Raw genomic sequence first — 22,642 nt, 5'->3', positions numbered from 1 at the left:
ACCTATTGTTAAAGATTTGTTTTTAGAATGTTTTTTACTAAAATTTTATTTGCCACTTCAGGAAATAGTTCTTCTATGATAAATGCATAATCTTCGTTATGCTTCAAACCATTTTTTAAATAGAATATGCCTTTATTGTTTTCATTTAAAGAAAAGAATAAACCGGCCAATCGGTATTCTAATTCGGCGTTGTCTGGATAAAAATCTATAGCTTGTTCGTAGTTAAAAATAGCTGCTTCTGGTTCTCCTAGTTTTATTAGTAAATCTCCTCTAGATAACCATGTGTTAAGTTCGTAATTGCCCAATTCTAACGTTTTTTTAAAGCCTTTTTCGGCTTCTTCGTAAAACTTTAATCGTTGGTTTATTTGCGAATATAATTTCCAAACGGTTGCATTTTCAGAATTTATATTTAACGCAGAATTTATATAGGACAACGCTTTGTTATAATCTTTTTTCTTACAAAAAAAACGGGTTAAAGCAATCCAGCCTTTATCTAAAGATGGATCCTCACGTGTTACTTTCGTATAAAACTGAAGTGCTAAATCGTTTTTCTTTAACTTTTCGTAACAATTACCTATACGCAATAGGGCAAAAGCAGAAGGATCGTCGAGCGATAGAGTAATGGTATAACTTTCAATAGCATCTTCGTAACGTTTTAATTTTTCTAAAACCTTACCACGTTCTAGATATGCGCCAACAAATGTATCGTCGGAAATTATGGCAAAATCGAAGGCTGCTAAAGCTTTTTTATAATCTTTTAAAACTAAATATTGTTTGCCTAGTTGGTGCCATGCAACTTCGCAATATGGGTTGGCATCTAGGAAAATATTTAAATAAGAAATGGCATCTTCATATTGGTTTAAAAATTCAAAGCAATATATAATGTTATAAAGCGAAGAAAAATCGGTTTGATCTTCTTCTAAGCATTTCATAAAATAGGTTTTGGCATCTTCATATTCATCTAAAAATAAATATTCCATACCAATTAAAGAGTACAAATCTACTGCATCATCAGTTAAACTAATTGCTTTTTTTAATACTTTAATTGCTTGAAGATGCTCGTCGCGTTTAGAAAAAATATTAGCCTTTTGAATGTAAATTTCTTCGTTTGTTGGATCGAGTAAATGAAGCTCGTTAAGCATATTGTCGGCTTCATTAAGTTTATCTTCAAAAACCATAACTTCTACTTTAAAAAGTTTTAAATTAACCGAGCTTGGGTGTTGGTCTAGACTTAATTTAATAGCTTTTTTTGCTAATGCAATTTTACCTTGATTAAGATAATGATGAATAATGTTTTCGAATTCTTCTGAATCAAAAAATAAAACGTGGTTCGTTTTAAGCATTGATTCAAATTTTGTAAGCGGTAAGTTATTGTTGTCTTCCTGACTAAACTTCATAAGCAAATTTGTAATTTGTTCTGTAATAAAGTTAAATTCTATTTTGCTTTATAATTGAAAAAATAAGAAATGTTTTTAACAAAGTAATCAACATATAGAAAGTAATTTTTAATTTATATATAATTACTAATGTTTGAGCTAAAAATTATTATATAAGAAAATTATGATTTAATTTGGTTTAAAACTGATAATATTAATTGACATCCTTGTTCTATTTCCTGAACAGTTATAGTTAGTGGCGGCGTAATTCTCACCGCTTTAGGTTCAAATAACAACCAAAAAAGAATTAAACATTGATCTTTACATCTTAAAATAAGTTGATTAGTAATATCAGCATTTTCCATTATTAATGCTAGCATAAGACCTTTTCCTCTAATCTCTTGAATTAAGGGATGAACCAATAGTTTTCTAAATAATTTTTCTTTCTCTAAAGTTTTATAAATTAAGTTGGTTTCTGTAATTTCTTTCAGTGTAGCTAGAGCAGATGCAGCAATAACCGGATGCCCGCCAAAGGTTGTTATGTGCCCAAGTTTTGGGTTTTCTTGTAATAAAACCATTAATGCTTTTGATGCTGTAAAAGCACCAATTGGCATACCTCCTCCAAGTGCTTTTCCGGTGACTAAAATATCTGGAATACAATTATAATGTTGGAAACCAAAAAGCTTTCCGGTTCTACCAAAACCTGGTTGAATTTCATCTAAAATTAATAAGGCATCAACTTCGTTACAACGTTTTCTAACAGCTTCGAGATAGTTCTTTTGAGGAAAAATAAAGCCTGCACCACCTTGAATAGTTTCTAATATAACGGCTGCCGTCTTCGTAGTAATATTAGTTAAATCTTCAAAATTATTAAACGTAATAAACTTAACGTTTGGTAGCAACGGTCTAAAAGCTTGTTTGCGTTCCTCGTAGCCCATAACACTCATTGAACCCATTGTGTTGCCATGATAGGCATTTTTTGCCGAAATAATTTCACTTCTGCCCGTGGCACGTTTTGCAAGTTTTAAAGCGCCTTCGATGGCTTCTGTACCAGAATTAGTTAAATAGGTTTGTTCTAATGGTTCTGGAAGGTTTTCTGCCAATAATTTAGCAAGTTCTACAGCTGGTTTTTGCACATATTCGCCATAAACCATGACATGCATATATTTGTTTAATTGAGTTTTTATGGCTTCAATAACTTTGGGGTGATTATGCCCTAATGGTGTGGCCGAAACACCCGCAACAAAATCTAAATGCGCATTGTTTTCAATATCGTAAATATAAGAACCTTTGGCATGCGAAATTTCTAATCCTAACGGATGTGGTGAAGTTTGTGCTTGGTATTTTTTAAATTCTTGGTTCAAAGTTATTTTGAAATGAGAGTTAATGTAGGATTCCAGATTAAAAAATCGTCTTCTTTATCAATTCCAATAATTACAGTTCGTAATTTACTACCATCATTTTCTTTTTCAACTTGTAAAATGTGTTTTTTCCAAAATTTAGTTAAGGTTATTTCTTTTTGAATATAGTTGGTATAATCACCTCCAGCTTCTTGGAATTTAAGTCTAATTGTACCCGCACCTTTTAACCAAACTGATAATTCTAATTTACCAGTTGTGGTATTTACAGTTTGAATAATACACCTATATGGTTTATCCTTGTCGCTTGCACTAACTTTTTGTGTAATATACTCACCATTTGGTGCTATTTCGTTAATTGTAGTAATTACCACGCCTTCTTTACCCCATTTATTTGATTTAAAATTGTTTGGTAGGATTAATAAATTATTTTTTTTACTTATGATGACACTTTCATTAATTAAATTAGGCGAAATATATCCGGCCATTTCAACACGGGCTAGCATGTCTTCATCAAAAAACACATCTTGCGGAATATAATCTTCTAAACCTTTAATAATTGGTAATTCAAAAGGTGGATCGTCCTTAAATAAATCGTCGACACTCATTGGCCGTTCGTCTTCTCTCCAATCAAAATCTTTAAGAATACGTTCTTTTTCGGGTGATTTTGATTCAGGTGATAAGGTGCCATCAACTTGATTAAACCTTGTATATTCTTCTATATCTCCATTTGCGAAAAGCATGGAAATACTTCCAGATTTTGCTTTATCTATACCAATAAGCGCTTTCTGCTCGTCTCTAGCCCAAATAACAGATTCTGCATTTTTGGTAATATCGACTTGACGTAGTTGGTTTTCATCATTAAATAAACCAACTAAACTTAAACCTTTTATTTGATTAAACCCTGTTTTACTAATGGTATCTTGACTTATAACAAAGGCATTATTAAACACCAATAGCGAATCGAGTTTTTCGGTTTCGTTATTGGAAATTAAATGAATGGTGTCTCCAGTCATTTGGTTTTCATAATTCCATAAAATGGGTTTCCGTTTTGTTGAAAACTTATCGTTGGAATTTAACTTAGAAATATTGATTAGTTTAGTTAACCCAGTTTTTTGGTTGGAGTATATAGAATCTGCCTTTCCACTAATGTCCGACTTAAAAATTTTAGCATTATAATAGGCGTTTATAATTCGATTTTCGGGTTTGCCGGTAACCATAATTTTATCGGCGTGCATGTAAATAGAATCATTTTCTTGTACCGAAATAGCTAAAGCTCGTTTAGTAATAAACACAGAGTCTTTTGCTTTATGTACTTCGGCATAATGGCCTTTAATAATGCTATTGTTTAAAGTGTCGGTAATCTTTATATTATTAGTTGCCGAAGCGAAACTTATTTTATTGTCGAAATATAAACTATCGCCTTCTACAATTCGGTTGTCGTAGTTTATTTTAGAATTTTTTACGGTGTAGCCAATTTTGTTTTTGGTATCGTAAAAGCCTTTTTCGCAATATGTAACACTTTCTGGGTTTGTAATGGTTGAAGGCCCAAAAAGATAAGCATGACCAGAATCGGAATAAAAATCGAAATAATTTGAGTTTATGGTTGTACTGTCGTTTACTAAAACCACATCTTCTACAAATTGATACTTTTTCATGTCCATAAAATAGCGTCCAATTTTACTGGTAATAGTTCCCGATGAATCTTTTACTACGGTACCACCAGTTCTATAAAAAGCTTGTTGATTTAGTTTGTCATAATATAAAGTGTCGGTAGTAATCGTTGAGTTAGGGTCTTTTAAAATAACTTCACCATGAGCAAAAGCAAGCTCGGTTAAGCCGCTATACTCTATGTACTTTGATGTCATGTTAATGGTGTCTCCTTGAATAAGTTTTACGTTACCATAGGCTTCAATAAAATCTTCTTTTCCGTAATGAATGGCTTTGTCGCACCACATGTTAGTTCCTTGATGATATATTTGAACTTGTTGAGCATCATCACGGATTAAAATTTTTGCACCGGGGTAATTGGCTTCATCAATAGTTAATTTACCGGCGTATTCAATTTCAATTTTCTTGTTTTCTTGAGAAAATGTATTTGAAAGCGAAATAAAAATAAAACTGAAAGTTAAAAATAGAACTTGTGGTGTCTTCAAAATATTAAAAGTTTATCGCAAAAATAACGATAAAAATGATGCTTTTATTTTACAATAGAAAATAGTGGTATTTTTTTAAAATTAAAACTCAAAAGCTATGAAATGCTTAAAAAGAAGTAGTATTTAATAAAATATTAATATTTTTCTTGTTAATTATTTGTTAACTCATTAAAAAGCTTTAGTTTTGGTCAACCAATCTGGATTACCAATTCCAGATGTAATAATAAACTAAACTAAATTAAAATGAAAAATTATTTAAAGCCATTAGGAGTGGTGCTATTGGCACTACTCAGTAATTGTGCAACAGACGAAGTGGATTCGGGACTTGTTGAAGTAGCACCAAATTCCACATCATTATCAATGAACCTAAATTCTATTATCCAGGCAGAAGACTATAATTCGCAAAGTGGAATTAAAATTGCAGGAAGTGGTTATCGAGTAGGTTATATTAATAACGGTGATTGGATTCGTTTTGATGATTTTGATTATTCAGGAGCTAGCTCAGTAAGTGTTCAAGCTTCCAGCGGCAATAGTGGAGGCACCATAGAATTTAGAGCTGGCAGTCCTACAGGCGGAGATCTATTGGGTACGGTTTCTGTTTCAAATACAGGAGGGTGGGCTAATATGCAAACTTTTACAGGTAGTTTAAATGACGATTCTACCAATTCGGATTTATATGTCGTTTTTACAGGTGGTTCGGGCTATTTATTAGATATAGATAGTTTTACTTTAAGTGGCGATTCAAGTACCAGCTCAACAAATTTAGCGTTAGAAGGAACTGCTGAACAATCATCTACAGGTTATGGTGGTGTTGCTTCTCGAGCTATTGATGGAAATACTAGTGGAGTTTGGAATCAAAATAGTGTAACACACAGTGCTACAAATGAATATCAATCATGGTGGCAAGTGCGTTTGGCCAACGATACTAATATTGAAGAAATTGTAATTTGGAACCGTACAAACTGTTGCATGGATAGGTTAAGTAATTTTGATGTGTTTGTTTATAACGTAGCAGGAAACCAAGTATATAAAACCACAATAACAGAAACACCAAACCCATCTGTAACCATTAATACAGGAGGTGTATTTGGTAACAGAGTTCGTGTTAAATTAAAAGACAGCCAACCATTATCCTTAGCAGAGGTACAAGTATTTGGAGAAAGTACAGGTGGGCCAGTGGATCCTGTAGACCCCGTAGATCCAATTGATAATCCAACTGGAGCTAATCCATGGGATTTCTTTGAAAATTGTAACCAATGGAAAATAACTTGGGTTGATGGGTCTGAACAAAAACAATTATGTAGTCAAGGAGAGGTTACTGGCCAATATGAAGTAAGTGATAACCAAGATGCACTAATATTTTCTGTTTATTTAGATGGTGGGGAGTTAGGAACAACTTCGGATCAAACAGGTTATTCTAGATCAGAATTAAGAGAACGTGAAGAAGATGGAAGCAGTGACGTCTATTGGACAACAGATGGGGATCATGCATTATATATTCAACAAGCAATTACACATTTGCCTATTAATAAATCGCATTTAGTTGCAGGACAAATTCATGGAAATAAATCTGATGGAATCGATGATTCTATGGTGGTAAGACTTGAGAATGACCATTTATTTTTAAGTTTTAATGGAGGAAAGTTACGAGAAGAAGTAACCATTAAAAGAGGATATACTTTAGGAACTAAATTTGAAATAATTTTTAGAATTATAGATGGCAAGCACTACTGCTATTATAGTGAAGATGGTAATTTAAGAACAGCTTATAATAACGGAAATGCAAGTAATTATTTATTGTCTGATGGAGGCAGCACAGTTCTTTTAGATATAGATTACGACGATGTGTATTTTAAAGTAGGTAATTATACTCAGTCTAATGAAAGTACAGAAGAAAATTATTTTGGACGAAGTGATAATTATGGAGAGGTTTATGTTTACGCTTTTAATGTAAATCATAAAGGACAGGATATTTAATTTATTATCGCATTAAATCATTTTTATAAAGCCATCAAATTTTCGATGGCTTTTTTATGTCTTATATGATAATAAAACCAATTTAAACTGAATAATAAATTCTATTTTAAAATTACTTTGTAAAATAATTAACTGGTTTAAATATATGTGTACTTTAGGCCGTGATTTTAAATTAGCCTAACAAGATTTAAAACTAAAAAAAGCTACCTTTTTGGAGTAGCTTTTTTTAATAAAAATTAAGTATATTATTAATTCCTAAAGATTGTTTGTTTTCTATCTGGACCAACCGATACGATGGTTATTGGAATTTCTAATTCTTTTTCTAAAAATGCAATATAGTCGTTTAACTCACTTGGAAGTTGTGACGCTTCAGACATGCCAGTTAAATCTTCATTCCAACCTTTAAATTCAGTATAAATAGGCTCAACATTTTCTGGTTCGATATTGTATGGTAAATGCGCAATTTCTTCACCTTTATATTTATAAGCGGTACAAACTTTAAGTGTTTTAAAACCAGAAAGCACATCGCCTTTCATCATCATTAATTGGGTAACACCATTTACTTGACATGCGTATTTTAAAGCCACTAAATCTAACCAACCACAACGACGGCGACGGCCTGTAGTTGCACCAAATTCGTTACCAACACGTCCCATTGTTTCGCCATCTTCATCGAACAATTCGGTAGGGAATGGGCCAGATCCTACGCGGGTGGTGTATGCTTTAAAAATACCGAAAACATCTCCAATTTGGTTTGGTGCTACGCCTAAACCAGTACATGCTCCTGCAGCAGTTGTGTTGCTTGAGGTTACAAATGGGTAGGTTCCAAAATCGATGTCTAAAAGTGATCCTTGTGCACCTTCTGCTAAAATAGATTGTCCTTCTTTTTGAGCTTGGTAAATATATTCTTCAGAATCTATAAAAGTTAAAGATTTTAAAACATCAATAGCTTTAAAAAAGGCGTCTTCTAGTTCTTTTAAATCATATTCTATATCAACGTCGTAATAGGCAATCATAGATTCGTGTTTGTCGGCCAAATTACGGTAGCGTTCCTTCCAATCGCTAAGTTCTAAATCGCCAACGCGGATACCGTTTCGTCCGGTTTTATCCATGTAAGTTGGGCCAATGCCTTTTAGGGTAGAACCAATTTTAGCTTTTCCTTTCGATGCTTCGCTTGCAGCATCCAATAAGCGGTGGGTTGGTAAAATGATGTGAGCTTTTCGAGAAATAAGTAACGATTTCTTGTAATCGATATTTTGCTCATCAAGCTTATCTAATTCGCCTTTAAAAATTACAGGATCTATAACTACGCCATTACCAACAAGGTTTATAGCGTTATCGTGAAAAATTCCTGAAGGAATGGTGTGTAAAACATGTTTTTTGCCATTAAACACTAATGTGTGTCCTGCATTTGGACCGCCTTGAAAACGTGCAATAATATTGTAGTTTTGGGTAAGCACATCAACAATTTTTCCTTTGCCTTCGTCTCCCCATTGAAGTCCTAGTAGTAAATCTACTGCCATTGTAAAAAGTTAGTTGTTTGTATTAGGTTTTCTGTTTCCGTAAAAATAAAGTGAGTGGTTATTTATTTCTATATCGAAAACTTCTTCGATTGTTTTTTTTATAGATTGAATTCTTGGATCGCAAAACTCAATAACTTCACCAGTATCGGTTAAAATAACGTGGTCGTGTTGTTTATCGAAATACGATTTTTCGTATTGTGATTGGTTTTGTCCAAATTGATGCTTTCTTACTAAACCACAATCTAAAAGCAATTCTATGGTATTATAAAGTGTAGCACGAGACACGCGATACTTCTTGTTTTTCATATTTAGATATAGAGATTCTATATCGAAATGCTCGTTATTGTTGTAAATTTCTTGAAGTATAGCGTAACGCTCTGGTGTTTTACGGTGTCCTTTTTTTTCTAAAAAGTTTGTAAAAACACTTTTAACTATTTCTTGGTTTTTATCTGCTGTTGTCTCCATAATATCGTGGCAAATTTACACTTTTAAACTCTTGTAACCTTATCTATACCATTAATTTTTTTAAGTTTTTGTAGAAGTGTTTTAATTATTGTATTGTTTTTAACAATTACGCTAACTTTTCCTGAAAATAAACCGTCGTTACTTTTAAAACTTATACTTTGCATATTAACGTGCATGTTTTCTGATATTATTTTGGTAATATCATTTACCAAACCTATGTGATCAATACCTGTAATAATTATTTTCACTAAAAATTCTTGTTGTGTAGAATCAATCCATTTGGCCTGCATTATACGGTAAGCGTAATTGGATTGCAAACTTACTGCATTTGGACAATTGTATTTATGTACTTTAATACCTTCGTTTACGGTTAAAAAACCAAATACAGAATCTCCAGGAATAGGATTACAACAGTTTGAAAGCTTATATTCAAGTTTTTCTTCTTCTTTTCCAAAAACTAGAGAGTCGTAGTTAAGTGTAATTTCGGGTTTATCAAGTTCTTCTTTTTTAATTGGGGTTTTCCTAGAAATTTTATTTTTAATATAAGACATAAAACTATTACTTCTTGAAGATGCAAAGTTTTTTATCATGCTGTTATCAATTGAGCCCACACCAACTCTGTAAAATAAATCTAAACTTGTTTTTAAGTTGAAAAAGCGGACCATGTCATTAACGACTTCTTCGTCAAGATTAACTTTTAGGTGCTTTAATTTTCTATTTAAAATTTCTTTTCCATCTTCACCAATGCGTTTTTTGTCTTCGCGTAAAGCAGATTTAATTTTGGCTCTTGCCCTAGCAGTTGTTGTATAATCGAGCCAATTGGTATTTGGTTTAGAGTTTTCTGAGGTAATAATATCTACCTGATCTCCACTTTTTAAGCCGTGACTTAAAGTAACTAACTTACCATTTACTTTGGCACCACGAGTATGCATGCCAACCTCCGTGTGAATACTAAAAGCAAAATCGAGGGCAGTCGCTCCTTTGGGTAACGATTTTAATTCGCCTTTTGGTGTAAACACAAAAATTTCTTTAGAGTAAAGATTGAGTTTAAATTGTTCAACAAAATCTACTGCATTTAATTCTGGACCTTCTAAAGCTTCTTGTAATCTGTTTATCCAACTCTCTAGGTTATCTTCTTTTTCGCTAGCTTGTTTATATTTATAATGGGCTGCGTAACCTTTTTCGGCTATTTCGTTCATACGGTTACTACGTATTTGCACTTCAACCCAACGTCCTTTAGGTCCCATTACAGTTATATGTAAGGCTTCATAACCTGTGCTTTTTGGTGACGAAATCCAATCGCGTAAACGAGTTGGGTTAGGTCTAAAATGATCGGTTACAATGGAGTAAATTTTCCATGCAATAAACTTTTCTGTTTTAGGGTCGGCATCGCATTGATAAATTATTCTAATAGCAAATTTGTCGTAAACTTCCTCAAAAGGAACACCTTGATTAAGCATTTTTCGTCGAATAGAAAAAATTGATTTTGGACGACCCTTAATGGTATAATCTAAATTTTCTTTGTTTAGTGAATTCTTAATTACTTCACTAAATTGTTCAATATATAAATCTTGTTCCTCTTTACTTTCTTTAATTTTTCCTAAAATATCTTTGTAGATATCGGGTTCTGTGTATTTTAAGCCTAAATCTTCAAGCTCTGTTTTTATATTATAGAGCCCGATGCGGTGTGCTAAGGGAGCATAAATGTATAAGGTTTCCGATGCAATTTTAATTTGCTTATCAGTTCTCATAGAATCCATAGTTTGCATATTGTGCAATCTATCGGCAATTTTTATAATTATTACCCGAACATCATCATTAAGGGTTAGTAACATTTTACGAAAGTTTTCTGCTTGCAGAGAAACATCCATATCTTGCTCTTTACTTAAGGACGAAATTTTTGTAAGGCCAGCAACTATTGTAGCAACGGTTGAACCAAACAGTTTTTCAATGTCTTCAATTTCGTAATCAGGGCTATCTTCAACAACATCATGTAGTAAAGCAGAGGCAATCGATGTTGCATCCAAGCCAATTTCTTGAGCCACAATTTTTGCCACAGCGATAGGATGAAAAATATAGGCTTCACCCGATTTACGTCGCTGGTTTTTATGGCCATCTAAGGCAATATCGAAAGCTTTACGAATTAATTTTTTATCATCATTAGATAAAGTTGTATAACTAACTTTTAATAATTCTTTGTAGGCTTTTGTAATAGCAATATTTTCTTTTTCTATAGCTTCTTCAGTCATAAATTAAATTTAAGATAATCTGCTTTAACAAGCAATACAAAGTTTTAATTTTTTACAATCAATTTATTTAAATAGGTCATTAATAGTTTTACGGCTTTTCCTCTGTGCCCAATTTTATTTTTTAAACCCACTTCCATTTCGGCAAAAGTTTGATCATAATTATTGGGTTTAAAAATAGGGTCATATCCAAACCCATGACTTCCTATTTTATTGCTTGTTATTGTACCTTTGCAAATACCTGTGAAAGTTTCAATTTTGTTATTTAATTGTAAGGCTATAACTGTTTTAAATTGAGCATTTCGGTTTTTTTTATTCATTAATTCACCTAATAGCTTGTTAATGTTATCATTTTCATTTTTTTGTAAACCAGCATATCTGGCCGAAAATACTCCGGGAGCACCGTTTAAAGTTTCAACTTCTAAGCCTGTATCGTCTGCGAAACAATTGTATCCGTATTTTGTAAAAATGTAATTGGCTTTTTGTTTGGCATTTCCTTCAATGGTATTTTGCGTTTCCGGAATATCTTCAAAACAGCCAATATCGTTTAAACTTAAAACCTTAATTGAACTTGGAATTAATAATTGAACTTCTTTAATTTTATTTTGGTTATTTGTAGCGAAAACGAGTTGCATAATTTGATGATTTTATAATGCTAAAAATAGCCACCAAATCGCTTAGAAAGCAAATATTTCCCAATTTATTTTTTATGGATATATTTGTAAAAAAAATCATTTTATTTTCTCTCACCTTGTCTGATTTTTTTTAAATATATATAATAATAAATACAGTGACTTTTCTATTTTTAAGTGTCTTAACTATAGTGATTTATGAGGTTGTATAAAGTTAAGGAGTATTCTGTGTTTTTTAAAACTAATAAATAATTAGAGTTAAAGTGAGGTATAATAAAATTTTCATTGAGCAGTCACCAACATCAGTTGCCATGTTAGATAAAAATATGGTTTATATAGCTGTATCTCAAAAATGGCTAAAAGATTATAATAAAGAAGATGAAGTAATAGTTGGGCGTTCGCATTATGATGTTTTTCCAGAAATTGGAGATGATTGGAAGAAAAAGCACAAAGAATGTTTGAACGGAGCTATTGATAAATGTAGTGAAGCGCCATTTAAGCGTGCCGATGGAACAACGCAATGGATTTTTTGGGATGTAAGACCTTGGTACGAAACTAATGGTAACATTGGTGGCTTAATAATGTTTACTGGAGATATTACAAAAGAAAGAGAACAGAGAATAGAGAAAGAGAGGATAGAAAAAATACTACAAAGCACTAATAAAGTTGCAAGAATTGGTATTTGGGAATTAGATTTAGAAACAGAGGAATATGATTTAAATGATATAACTAAAGAGATTTTAGAGTTGCCCAAAGATTTTAAAGCTAAAAAATCTGAAAGTTTACCATTTTACAAAGAAGGTGAAAGCCGAAAAAAAATAGTACAATTAATTTCTAATTTAGTTAAAAATGGGCAATCATTTGATGTAGAGTTAGAAATGGTAACCTTTAAAGGTAAACAAATTTATGTTCGTAAAATAGGACAAGCAGAGTGTGTAAATGGAAAAGTGAATAGGTTATATGGTGTTTTCCAGGATATTACAAATGCAAAATTAAAAAATAGAGAGCGAGTACGAACAAATAAAATATTAGAGAAAACCAATGAAATCGCAAGAATAGGTACTTGGGAATTAGATTTAGAAAAAGAACAACTTCATTGGAGTAAAATTGTTCGAGAAATACATGAAGTACCGGAAGATTATGTTCCAAATGTAACCACAGCTCTTAGCTTTTATAAAGAAGGAAGGAGTAGAGACACGATAAGTAGTGTATTAAATAAATCTTTAGAAAACGGAGCTCCTTTCGATGAAGAGCTCGAGCTTGTAACCTTAAAAGGTAATGTTGTTTGGGTGCGTTCTATAGGGCAGGTAGAGTTTATTAATGGTAAGGTTGTACGTCTATTTGGTGTAATTCAGGATATTACTAAAGAGAAAAAAGCAAAGAATGAATTACTTAAGAGAAATGAGTTATTAACTTTTGCAGAAGAAATTGCTTTAATGGGCAATTACAGTTGGAACTTAGTTACTGATGACGTAAAGTGGTCTAAAAACTTATATAAAATATTTGGTTTAGAAGATTCTAAATTAAACTTAAATTATCAAACCTATTTTAACTTTGTTCACCCAGATGATAAAAACAAAGTATCGCACTTTGTACAAAACTCTATTTTAAACAAAAAATTTCAAGATGATTTTATTCATAGAATAGTAACAACCAATGGAAAAGTAAAAAATGTTCATTTATTAGGTAAAGTAATTACTAACCAAAATAACGAGGTTGTAGAAATAATTGGAACATGCCAAGATATTACCCAACAACGAGAGGAGGAATTAAAGTTTAAAGGGTTATTAGAGTCGGCGGCAGACGCGATGATTATTTCAGATGAAAATTCCAAGATTCAGATAGTAAACCAAAAGGCTGTAGATTTATTTGGTTATAAAAAAGAGGAGTTCTTAGGAAAGTCTGTCGATGTACTTTTGCCAGCACGCTATTTAAAATATCATAAAAGTAATCGTGAAGGCTTTATCAAAAAACCTAAATCTATAAATTTAAACGAAAGGAAAGATTTATACGCTATTAAAAAGAATGGGAAAGAATTTCCAATACAAATTAGTTTAAGCCCACTAAAAACAGAAGAAGGCATACTTATTTCAGCTGTTATTAGAGATATAACTAAAGAAATTGAAGCAGAAAAAGAATTACTACGTAAAAATGAAATTCTAAATTTTGCAGAACATTTTGCTAAGATGGGAAGTTGGGAAATTAATTTGTTAACCAACGAAATTGTTTGGTCTGATGGAATGTATGATATTTTTGAGTTAGAAGATTTTAACCAAAAACTTACTTTTGAGTATTATTACACCTTTGTGCATCCAGAAGATAAAGAAGAGGTAATACAATTACATGAAAATTTATTTAATAAAAACAAATTTATTGAAACAGAAGAGCACCGTATTATTACGGCCAAGGGTAAAATAAAAAGTATTATGTCTAATGCAGAGGCTATAAAAAATAATAATGGAGACATTGTTATGATTAAAGGCATCACGAAAGATATAACTTTTGAAAAAGAAGCTGAAGTAGAAATAAAGAATAAAAATGAAATGTTAAGTTTTGCTGAAGATTTGGCAAAAATTGGTAATTGGATTTATACTTCTGAAAATGATAACTTTATTTGGTCTCAAGGGATACTAAATATTCTTGAAATAAATAATCCACCAGATAAAATATCCTTCTTTAATGATTATGTATCAAATTATGTGCACCCGGAAGATAAAGAATTTGTTATTAACACCTTTAATAAAATTTTAGTGAATAATAAGTTCGATACCAATATTAAACATAGAGTTATAACTAACACAGGAAAAGTAAAAAATATTCTTATAAATGGTGAGGTTGAGCTAAATAAAAATGGTACTCCTATTTTACTTAAAGGGACATTTCAGGATAGAACAAATCAAATTCAGGAGCAACAGCATATTTTAAAAACTAATTCAAGATTAGAAACCTTAGCAAAACGACTTATAAGTCAAAACAAGCAGTTGTCAGATTTTGCGCAAATTACATCTCATAATTTAAGAGCACCTGTAAGTAATCTTAATGCGTTATTAGATCTCTATTTTGATTCAGAAAGTAAAGTAGAAAAAGGTTTAATTTTTGACAAATTTAATATTGTAATAAACCGTTTAACAATAACCTTAAATACTTTAGTAGAGGCTTTAAGAATAAAAAATGCTGAAGTTAATCAGGAAATTATATTTTTCGATGAAATACATTTCAAGGTAAAACAGCTATTGAGCTCACAAATAACAGAAAGCAGTGCTATTTTAATTAGTGATTTTTCAGAAGTAAATAAAATTAAATATAATAAACAGTATTTTGAAAGTATTTTACTTAATTTAGTGGAAAACGCAATAAAGTACCGTTCCAAAAAACGTACACCAGTAATTAAAATCAGTTCAAAATTAAATAATGACAAGAGCGTAAAGTTTATGATTGAAGATAATGGTTTAGGAATAGATATGAAAAGATATGGTGATAAAATATTTGGTTTAAATCAAGTATTCCATAAACATCCTCTAGCAAAAGGAGTAGGTCTTTTTATGACGAAAGCTCAAGTTGAAAGTATGGGGGGGAGCATTGTTGTGTCTAGTGAAATAGATAAAGGGACAACGTTTGTAATAAACTTTAATAACATTTAAACTAACCAAAATAATATAAATGAGTAAAGTTGTAAATATTTGTATTGTTGATGATGACGAAATTTATCAATTCACTACTTTACAAACTCTTAAAAAGTTAAATTTAGAAAAGAATATCATGGCTTTTTACGATGGAGAAGAGGCTTGTAATTTTCTATTAAAGCATTTAGGTGACATAAATAAACTCCCAGACGTTATATTTTTAGATATTAACATGCCTATAATGGATGGTTTTCAATTTATGGCAGAATACGTAAAAATAAAGCCTAAAGTAGGTAAAAAAATAATAATTTTTATGGTGTCCTCATCAGTTGATCCTGCCGATATTGAAAGAGCAAAAGACATATCAGATATATCAGACTATATTATAAAACCAATAAAACGGGGAGAGCTGCACGCTATTTTCGAAAAACTTCAGCGAGAAGGTAAAATATAAATTGTAAAGGTTTAACCAGATTTTATGATTTTTATCAGAAAACTTAAACATATTAAGTGTTACTTTTATAATATAATTTAAACTAAATTTTAGATGTTATGACAGTAAATATTCAATACGTAGGGTTAAATACAAGTGAAACATTATCAAATTTCACAAAAGATAAGTTAGATAACTTATTTAAAAAGTTTGAGTTCTTAATAAGCGCAACTGTACATTTTAAACAAGATGAAAAAGACTTTAATAGAGGTAAAATTTGTAATATAGAATTAAGTTTACCAGGACCACGACTTTTCGCAACTTCTAATACCCATAATTTTGAAGTGTCAATTAGAGAAACTATAGCCGATTTAGAGCGACAATTAAAAAAGCGAAAACAAATATTAAAAGTACATTAGCGGTGATGGTAGGGTTCATTTCGTAAAATAGTAAATCCTCTATATAATTGCTCTATAAAAAATAAACGAATCATTTGATGGGAAAATGTCATTTTCGAAAGTGATATTTTCCCATTAGCTTTTTTATAAACTTCTTCAGAGAATCCATAGGGGCCTCCAATAACAAAAACAAGTTGTTTAATACCCGAATTCATATGTTTTTGTAAATAATTAGCAAAGGATACAGAGTCATAATGCTTACCATTTTCATCAAGTAAAACTAAAACATCGTTATTGTTAATATTACTTAAAATAAGGTCACCTTCTTTTTGCTTTTGTTGTGCTTCACTTAAATGTTTGGAGTTTTTAATATCTGGAATAAGCTCAAAAATAAATTTTACATAAAAACCTAATCTTTTTTCGTATTCAGTAATTAATGATAACAATGGTTTACTATCTGTTTTTCCAATGGCAATAAGCTTAATCGTCATAAAAGTAAAATTTATAGTACGAAATTATGAATAATGAATTTAAATTCGACATAAATACCAAATTCATAAAAGTAAAATTTAATAAAGTCGCACATTTTTTTATTTTTGTTCAAAACTAACGCAAAAAAACAAATGATTACACAAGAGCAGTTCGATACAGAAGTTAAAATGATTATTGCTAATGCAATTAGAGAAGATGTTGGTGATGGCGATCATAGCTCGCTAGCTTGTATTCCTGATAATGCGAGAGGACGTGCAAAACTTTTAGTAAAAGATAAAGGTATTATTGGAGGTGTTAATTTTGCGAAAAAGGTATTTGCTTATGTTGATAAAAATTTACGACTTGATGTAAAAATTGAAGATGGAACATCAGTATCGTTTGGAGATGTGGTTATGTATGTTGAAGGATCTTCTCAGTCCATTTTAAAAGCCGAACGAACTGTTTTAAACGCGATGCAACGTATGAGTGCGATTGCCACTAAAACAAAAATGTTTGTCGATTTGATAGAAGGTACGGGCACTAAAATTTTAGACACTCGTAAAACCACACCTGGTATTCGTGTATTAGAGAAATGGGCAGTGAAAATAGGTGGTGGAGAGAATCATAGATTTGCTTTATACGATATGATTATGCTTAAAGATAATCATATAGATTTTGCAGGAGGTATTACTAAGGCTATTGAAATGACCAAAAACTACCTAAAGGATACCAAAAAAGATTTACAAATTATGGTTGAGGCTAGAAATTTAACCGAAGTTGAAGAAATTTTACAAAATGATGGTATTTACCGTATTATGCTCGATAATTTTGACTACGAAGATACCCGAAAAGCTGTAAAACTTATTGGAAATAAGTGTTTAACAGAATCTTCAGGTAATATTAATGAAGACACGATTAGGTTTTATGCAGAATGTGGAGTAAATTATATATCTAGTGGTGCTTTAACTCATTCGGTTTATAATATGGATTTAAGTCTTAAAGCCGTAAAATAGTTTTAGGTAAAAATTACCTGTGTTATTTTTATTTCGACCGTTTCATTACATACTTTTATTAACTTTGTAATAAATTAATGCTTAGTATTGATGAGTAAACCTATCGAAGACAGTCTAAATAAGATCCCTATAGTAAATGTCTTAGTTAGGTTTTTTAAAAAAATAAAACTACCAGGGCTAGTCGGACTCTCATTTTATGATTTATTAGAACTCTATATAACAGGAATTGTTAAAGGCGCTTTAACAACACGAGCAAGTGCAATTGCATTTAGTTTTTTTACAGCGTTGTTCCCGTTTTTATTGTTCGTGTTAATAATTATTCCATATGTACCTATTGATGACTTTAAAATTGAGTTTTTACATTTTTTAGAATCGTTTTTACCGCCAACAACTTCAGATTTTTTCTTTACTAATATTTTTGAAAATATAGATAAATCGCCGCGAGGAGGTTTGTTATCTTCGGTTTTTGTTTTATCGTTACTTTTAATGGCAAACGGTGTAAATGCTGTGTTTTCAGGGTTCGAAAACTCATATCATGAACAACTCACTAGAAATGTATTTAGACAATATATTTATGCATTAGGAATTGCCCTAATTTTAACCTTCTTACTTATTTTAACTATTGCCGTTTTGGGTTATTTTCAAATTTATGTTGTTGAGGGATTAGTTGGCGCTTTAAAAGAAAGTAGGCTAGAAGTAGACGTAAATGGTGTGTTTTGGGCCAATGTAGTTAAATATACCTTTTTTGTAATAATGGTTTACTTGGCAACATCTACGCTGTATTACTTTGGAACTCAAGAAGGTAAACAATCAAGGTTTTTTTCGATTGGAGCTTTATTTACTACAATTTTAATTATGATAACCTCATTTTTATTTGGTATTTATATTGAAAATTTTAGTCAATACAATAAACTTTATGGTTCTATTGGTGCATTATTAATTCTATTATTTTATTTATGGCTTAATGCTAATATATTATTATTAGGTTATGAGCTAAATGCATCGCTTCAATTTCTACGTAAATTTCCGGATAAAAAGAAATAATCCTGTTTTTATTAAAATTTATTTTATATGAAACGTTTATTTTAATCGATGAACGGTACTCTTTTCTTAGCAAATAATTATTAGGTTTACAGTAGCTATTAACATTTTAATTACTCATAATGAATCTATTAACAATTAGACTTCTATGCATTGCCCTTGTTTTAAGTTTTCCGTCGTATGCACAGAATGAAACTCCTATCGATATTAAATACAAACGTAGTTCGTTATATACCTTTATGGTGGCTAACGATAGTATAGAGCATGCAGATGTTATAAAAACGACCTTCGAGAGTTTAAAAATTCCTGAAAAATTTAACGACCATATTGTTTCTCTAAGAGTTATTCCTAAGTTAGATAGTTTAGAAATTGAAAAGGAAGAAGTCCTTGAAGCTAATGAAAAAAAGAAGAGTTTATTATCAAAAGTAGGTGTGAAAAAAAAAGAAGAACGAGATCAGTTAGAAGCTCAAATATCTGCTCAGTTAACCAATAACGATATAGCAAAAGCTATGATAGCCAAATGGTTTAATAGAAGTGAAAAAGGAGGTTTTAATATGACTTTAATTTCAGAAAGAGGTTTTTATAACGCGTCAGATTTAGATATTAAGGTTGCACGAAGTAACGAAAGAGGACTTTCTATGTTGGCTGATGCTGGAGAAGAGCTAATTAAAAATACTTTTGTTATCGTTAATAATTATAAGTACACAAGTAAAGAAGAAGTTGCTAAAAAGACCTCAGGTGTATTAAACTCTATATCTTCAATAGCATCAAAAGCAGGTAATAATAGTTTGGCAATTGCAGCTAATGCAACGTCAAAAGGTGTTGAGTTTGTAGGTAAAGGTTATATTGTTAAATCAACAGCATATTTATATAAACTAGTTTGGAATGATGAGGTTGCTTCGATTTTTTATAATGATTTTTGGACTGATGATGAAAATTTAGATTTAGATAGAAAAAAAGCTTTTGATGAAACCGATATTTTTAAATTAGATTTAGTAGGAATAGAAACCTCATGGGCCGATGTGCAGAGTACATCGATGTCAAATAAAGGTAATGATGAATTGATTGCTTTAGCAACAATAAGAGCCACAGATAATGTTATTGCCAAACTACAACGAAAGTACGAAGTGTTTAGAACTAAAACACCTTTATTAAGCGGAGATCCACTTTCTGCAAAAATAGGGTTGAAAGAAGGGTTAGAAAAAGGAGATAAGTATGAAGTTTTAGAACAAGTTATAAATAAAGAGGGCCTTACTGAATATAAAAGAGTAGGAGTAATAAAAGTAGACAAAAGTCATATTTGGGACAATCGATATTTAGCAGACGAGGAAAACAATACAGAATTTGAATATACAACATTTAGTGGACCTACTAATAAGTACTTTTCAGGAATGCTAATTCGACAAATTAATTAATCTTAAACCAATAAATTATGAAATTAAAAAATAGTTTAATACTAGTTATATTGTTTGCTTTTTCATGTACAGTAAATGCACAATGGAAAAAAAATAAAGCAAATAAGGATACAAAAATTTGGCGTTACGATATCGAATGCGAAGGTATTGCCAAACAAGGTTCTAAACTTATTAAAGTTTGGTCATACTCTAAAAACCCTAAGCATGCCATATCTAGTGGAATGAAAAATGCTGTTCATGGTATTATTTTTAAGGGATATGCCGGCGGAGGACAAGGTTGTACTTCATTAAAACCTTTATCTGATGATGTAAGTAAGGAAGATGAATATCAAGAATTTTTCGACAATTTTTTTGCAGATGGTGGCGAGTATTTAAAATATGTGTCATCGGCGACAGATGGCAGTGTAGCCCCTGGTGATCGTTTAAAAATAAGTAAACGAGAGTATAAAATAGGTATAATTGTTAATGTACAATACAATCAATTGCGAAAACGCTTAGAAAAAGAAGGAATAATAAGAGGTTTAACTTCAGGCTTTTAAAATTAAAACACATGAAAAAAAATATAAAAAATTTAATTAAGTATTCATTTTTACTAATAACTTTATTTGGTTTTAGTCAAGCTAAAAAACCAACGTTAATGGTGGTTCCAAGTGATGTTTGGTGTTTCAAGAATAATTATGTGCTTACCTACGACGACCAAGGCTCTGTAGTTAAAGTACCAGATTATAAAAAAGCATTTCAAGAGAATGCAGAAGTTCTTCAGGTTATTAGTCATATTAATGGTATGATGGCAGAAAGGGGTTTTCCATTAAAAAACATGGAGTCGGTAATAAAAACCTTAAATTCAAACTCTGCTGAAGATGCACTTAGAAGCTCAAAGGAATCTGGAAGTGGTATATCAGAAAGTCCAATAGATGTATTTAAAAAAGTAGCAAAAGCCGATATTATAATTCAATTAACCTGGACGGTAAATAAAACTGGCCCAAAAAAGTCTATCACTTTTAATTTACAGGGATTAGATGCATATACAGATAAGCAAGTGGCTACAGCTGTAGGAACAGGTGCGCCTTCTTTTTCAGCAGAGATTCCTGTATTGCTTTCAGAAGCTGTTTTAGCTCACATGGATAATTTCACAAACTCGTTACAAATGCATTTTGATGATATGTTCGAAAATGGTAGAGAAATTATCGTAAGAATTCAAAAATGGGATGATTGGGATGGCGATTTAGAATCAGAATTTGATGGTGAAGAGTTAGGCTATATAATAGAAGATTGGTTAGCAGATAATACTGTACAAGGTAGATTTAGCACTACAGATATGACTGAAAATATGGCCTTATTTGAACAAGTAAGAATTCCATTAATAAATGATAGGGGAAGAGCTCTAGACGCTAGACGATATGTAAGTGAACTGAGTAAGTACTTAAAAAGCGAACCTTTTAATATTCCAAATAAGTTGGTAATGAAAGGTTTGGGGAGAGCAACTATAATTTTAGGTGGAAAATAACAAATTTTAAAATAAAACAAATGAAAAATATAATCGTATCATTTTTTCTTTTTTGTGGAATGGTTTTATTAGCTCAAGATAATAATAATGGTATTACTCTTGGTTCATATATACCACCTCAAATAGAAGGTATTCCTGCTTACGCAAAAAATATGCTCGCTAATAAACTAGGAAGAATAATTACCGAAAATGGAATTGCTAATAATTCGCAAAGTTCAAGGTTTATAATCACGCCTAATATAACAGTTTTAAATAAGAATATTACAGGAACAGCTCCTGTAATGACGGCTTTAGTTTTAGATTTAACGCTTTATATAGGAGATGGTGTTGCTGGTAATTTGTTCTCTAGTACATCATTGCAACTAAAAGGAGTTGGAACAAATGAAAACAAGGCTTATATATCAGCTATTAAAAGAATTAATCCAAAAAATAAAGAAATTGAATCTTTTATATCGAGTTCAAAACAAAAAATAATAGATTATTACAATGCTAATTGTAATAGTATTGTGAATAGAGCTCAAACCTTAGAGTATAATAATGAGTTAGAAGAGGCGCTATTAATATTAACAAGTATACCGGAGGTTAGCTCATGTTACAACTCAGTTAAATCAAAAATAAAACCACTTTATCAAAAGGCAATAGATAGAGATTGTACAATTAAGTTTAACGAAGCATCGGCAATATGGGCGGCTAATCAAGATATTGATGCGGCTAACTCTGCAGGACTTTTATTGTCCGGTATAGAACCTAGTTCGGCATGTTTTTCTCAAGTTAAAACGCTTTATGGTCAAATAGAAGAAAGAGTTAAGGATTTACAAGATCGAGATTGGAATTACTCTTTAAAGGAATTAGAAGTAGAGGCAGATATTGTTCAGGCAGCCAGAGATATTGGTTTGGCTTATGGAGAAAATCAACCTGAGAGTGTTTCCTATAACGTGAGAGGTTGGTATTAGGCCTTAAAAAAAATAATTATTAATATTAACCATCTGAAAAAAAACAGATGGTTTT

The 22,642-nt window shown here is 31.1% G+C and carries 18 protein-coding genes; 10 read left to right on the top strand and 8 right to left on the bottom strand.

The window, feature by feature from the left end; genetic code table 11:
- Positions 1 to 8: 8 nt before the first annotated feature.
- The 3 genes from PW52_RS07315 to PW52_RS07305 form a co-directional block, all read right to left on the bottom strand.
- Positions 9 to 1,397, bottom strand: coding sequence for a tetratricopeptide repeat protein (locus PW52_RS07315; RefSeq protein WP_044632298.1), 1,389 nt, complete (start codon positions 1,395 to 1,397; stop codon positions 9 to 11).
- A 161-nt stretch (positions 1,398 to 1,558) separates the two neighbouring features.
- Positions 1,559 to 2,740: an aspartate aminotransferase family protein gene (locus PW52_RS07310; RefSeq protein ID WP_044632297.1), complete on the bottom strand. Its 1,182-nt coding sequence runs from the start codon at positions 2,738 to 2,740 to the stop codon at positions 1,559 to 1,561.
- Between the two features lie 2 nt (positions 2,741 to 2,742).
- Entirely contained in the window at positions 2,743 to 4,890 is a 2,148-nt protein-coding gene (locus tag PW52_RS07305; RefSeq protein ID WP_044632296.1) for an OstA-like protein, read from the bottom strand.
- Between the two features lie 243 nt (positions 4,891 to 5,133).
- On the opposite strand from PW52_RS07305, the gene PW52_RS07300 reads away from it, so the two are divergent.
- Positions 5,134 to 6,867, top strand: a complete 1,734-nt coding sequence (locus PW52_RS07300) for a carbohydrate-binding protein (protein ID WP_044632295.1) — start codon at positions 5,134 to 5,136, stop codon at positions 6,865 to 6,867.
- Positions 6,868 to 7,115: 248 nt separating this feature from the next.
- Here the strand turns inward: PW52_RS07300 and PW52_RS07295 are convergent, their stop codons facing one another.
- The 4 genes from PW52_RS07295 to PW52_RS07280 are packed head-to-tail and all read right to left on the bottom strand — an operon-like array spanning position 7,116 to position 11,736.
- Positions 7,116 to 8,390 (bottom strand): adenylosuccinate synthase, encoded by a 1,275-nt coding sequence (locus PW52_RS07295; RefSeq protein WP_044632294.1) that lies wholly within the window; start codon positions 8,388 to 8,390, stop codon positions 7,116 to 7,118.
- A gap of 9 nt (positions 8,391 to 8,399) precedes the next feature.
- Positions 8,400 to 8,855 (bottom strand): Fur family transcriptional regulator, encoded by a 456-nt coding sequence (locus PW52_RS07290; RefSeq protein WP_044632293.1) that lies wholly within the window; start codon positions 8,853 to 8,855, stop codon positions 8,400 to 8,402.
- Between the two features lie 23 nt (positions 8,856 to 8,878).
- Positions 8,879 to 11,104, bottom strand: coding sequence for a RelA/SpoT family protein (locus tag PW52_RS07285; RefSeq protein WP_044632292.1), 2,226 nt, complete (start codon positions 11,102 to 11,104; stop codon positions 8,879 to 8,881).
- Between the two features lie 44 nt (positions 11,105 to 11,148).
- Positions 11,149 to 11,736 (bottom strand): non-canonical purine NTP diphosphatase, encoded by a 588-nt coding sequence (locus PW52_RS07280; RefSeq protein WP_044632291.1) that lies wholly within the window; start codon positions 11,734 to 11,736, stop codon positions 11,149 to 11,151.
- Between the two features lie 260 nt (positions 11,737 to 11,996).
- On the opposite strand from PW52_RS07280, the gene PW52_RS07275 reads away from it, so the two are divergent.
- The 3 genes from PW52_RS07275 to PW52_RS07265 all read left to right on the top strand — a co-directional run bounded on the left by PW52_RS07275 (position 11,997) and on the right by PW52_RS07265 (position 16,208).
- Positions 11,997 to 15,374: a PAS domain-containing protein gene (locus PW52_RS07275; RefSeq protein ID WP_131453984.1), complete on the top strand. Its 3,378-nt coding sequence runs from the start codon at positions 11,997 to 11,999 to the stop codon at positions 15,372 to 15,374.
- Between the two features lie 19 nt (positions 15,375 to 15,393).
- Positions 15,394 to 15,810 (top strand): response regulator, encoded by a 417-nt coding sequence (locus PW52_RS07270; protein ID WP_044632289.1) that lies wholly within the window; start codon positions 15,394 to 15,396, stop codon positions 15,808 to 15,810.
- Positions 15,811 to 15,908: 98 nt separating this feature from the next.
- The gene (locus PW52_RS07265) at positions 15,909 to 16,208 is read left to right on the top strand and encodes an HPF/RaiA family ribosome-associated protein (RefSeq protein ID WP_044632288.1); all 300 of its coding nucleotides are present in this window, start codon (positions 15,909 to 15,911) and stop codon (positions 16,206 to 16,208) included.
- Here PW52_RS07265 and rlmH read toward each other — a convergent pair.
- Complete coding sequence (gene rlmH / locus PW52_RS07260; protein WP_044632287.1) at positions 16,205 to 16,678, bottom strand: 23S rRNA (pseudouridine(1915)-N(3))-methyltransferase RlmH; 474 nt, start codon at positions 16,676 to 16,678, stop codon at positions 16,205 to 16,207. The genes PW52_RS07265 and rlmH overlap by 4 nt on opposite strands.
- A gap of 132 nt (positions 16,679 to 16,810) precedes the next feature.
- Between rlmH and nadC the strand changes: the two genes are divergently transcribed.
- The 6 genes from nadC (at position 16,811) to PW52_RS07230 (ending at position 22,587) form a co-directional block, all read left to right on the top strand.
- The gene (nadC, locus tag PW52_RS07255; protein ID WP_044632286.1) at positions 16,811 to 17,671 is read left to right on the top strand and encodes a carboxylating nicotinate-nucleotide diphosphorylase; all 861 of its coding nucleotides are present in this window, start codon (positions 16,811 to 16,813) and stop codon (positions 17,669 to 17,671) included.
- 90 nt (positions 17,672 to 17,761) lie between these two features.
- The gene (locus PW52_RS07250; RefSeq protein ID WP_044632285.1) at positions 17,762 to 18,715 is read left to right on the top strand and encodes a YihY/virulence factor BrkB family protein; all 954 of its coding nucleotides are present in this window, start codon (positions 17,762 to 17,764) and stop codon (positions 18,713 to 18,715) included.
- A gap of 119 nt (positions 18,716 to 18,834) precedes the next feature.
- Complete coding sequence (locus PW52_RS07245; RefSeq protein WP_044632284.1) at positions 18,835 to 20,127, top strand: hypothetical protein; 1,293 nt, start codon at positions 18,835 to 18,837, stop codon at positions 20,125 to 20,127.
- A 17-nt stretch (positions 20,128 to 20,144) separates the two neighbouring features.
- Positions 20,145 to 20,666 (top strand): hypothetical protein, encoded by a 522-nt coding sequence (locus PW52_RS07240; protein WP_044632283.1) that lies wholly within the window; start codon positions 20,145 to 20,147, stop codon positions 20,664 to 20,666.
- 11 nt (positions 20,667 to 20,677) lie between these two features.
- Entirely contained in the window at positions 20,678 to 21,634 is a 957-nt protein-coding gene (locus PW52_RS07235; protein WP_044632282.1) for a DUF6175 family protein, read from the top strand.
- Positions 21,635 to 21,654: 20 nt separating this feature from the next.
- A complete protein-coding gene (locus tag PW52_RS07230; RefSeq protein ID WP_044632281.1) occupies positions 21,655 to 22,587 on the top strand; it encodes a V-type ATP synthase subunit E family protein in 933 nt (310 codons plus the stop codon).
- Positions 22,588 to 22,642: the final 55 nt, after the last annotated feature.

Source organism: Neotamlana sedimentorum (assembly GCF_000943565.1).
Classification (GTDB): domain Bacteria; phylum Bacteroidota; class Bacteroidia; order Flavobacteriales; family Flavobacteriaceae; genus Neotamlana; species Neotamlana sedimentorum.
The sequence above is the reverse complement of the archived record's forward strand: the minus strand, read 5'-3'. Positions and strand labels throughout refer to the sequence as shown.

Excerpts from the sequence above, each read along its gene's own strand:
- PW52_RS07315 (WP_044632298.1), bottom strand. The coding sequence starts at position 1,397 with ATGAAGTTTAGTCAGGAAGACAACAATAACTTACCGCTTACAAAATTT.
- PW52_RS07300 (WP_044632295.1), top strand. The coding sequence starts at position 5,134 with ATGAAAAATTATTTAAAGCCATTAGGAGTGGTGCTATTGGCACTACTC.
- PW52_RS07295 (WP_044632294.1), bottom strand. The coding sequence starts at position 8,390 with ATGGCAGTAGATTTACTACTAGGACTTCAATGGGGAGACGAAGGCAAA.
- PW52_RS07290 (WP_044632293.1), bottom strand. The coding sequence starts at position 8,855 with ATGGAGACAACAGCAGATAAAAACCAAGAAATAGTTAAAAGTGTTTTT.
- PW52_RS07285 (WP_044632292.1), bottom strand. The coding sequence starts at position 11,104 with ATGACTGAAGAAGCTATAGAAAAAGAAAATATTGCTATTACAAAAGCC.
- PW52_RS07280 (WP_044632291.1), bottom strand. The coding sequence starts at position 11,736 with ATGCAACTCGTTTTCGCTACAAATAACCAAAATAAAATTAAAGAAGTT.
- PW52_RS07270 (WP_044632289.1), top strand. The coding sequence starts at position 15,394 with ATGAGTAAAGTTGTAAATATTTGTATTGTTGATGATGACGAAATTTAT.
- PW52_RS07265 (WP_044632288.1), top strand. The coding sequence starts at position 15,909 with ATGACAGTAAATATTCAATACGTAGGGTTAAATACAAGTGAAACATTA.
- rlmH (WP_044632287.1), bottom strand. The coding sequence starts at position 16,678 with ATGACGATTAAGCTTATTGCCATTGGAAAAACAGATAGTAAACCATTG.
- nadC (WP_044632286.1), top strand. The coding sequence starts at position 16,811 with ATGATTACACAAGAGCAGTTCGATACAGAAGTTAAAATGATTATTGCT.
- PW52_RS07250 (WP_044632285.1), top strand. The coding sequence starts at position 17,762 with ATGAGTAAACCTATCGAAGACAGTCTAAATAAGATCCCTATAGTAAAT.
- PW52_RS07245 (WP_044632284.1), top strand. The coding sequence starts at position 18,835 with ATGAATCTATTAACAATTAGACTTCTATGCATTGCCCTTGTTTTAAGT.
- PW52_RS07240 (WP_044632283.1), top strand. The coding sequence starts at position 20,145 with ATGAAATTAAAAAATAGTTTAATACTAGTTATATTGTTTGCTTTTTCA.
- PW52_RS07235 (WP_044632282.1), top strand. The coding sequence starts at position 20,678 with ATGAAAAAAAATATAAAAAATTTAATTAAGTATTCATTTTTACTAATA.
- PW52_RS07230 (WP_044632281.1), top strand. The coding sequence starts at position 21,655 with ATGAAAAATATAATCGTATCATTTTTTCTTTTTTGTGGAATGGTTTTA.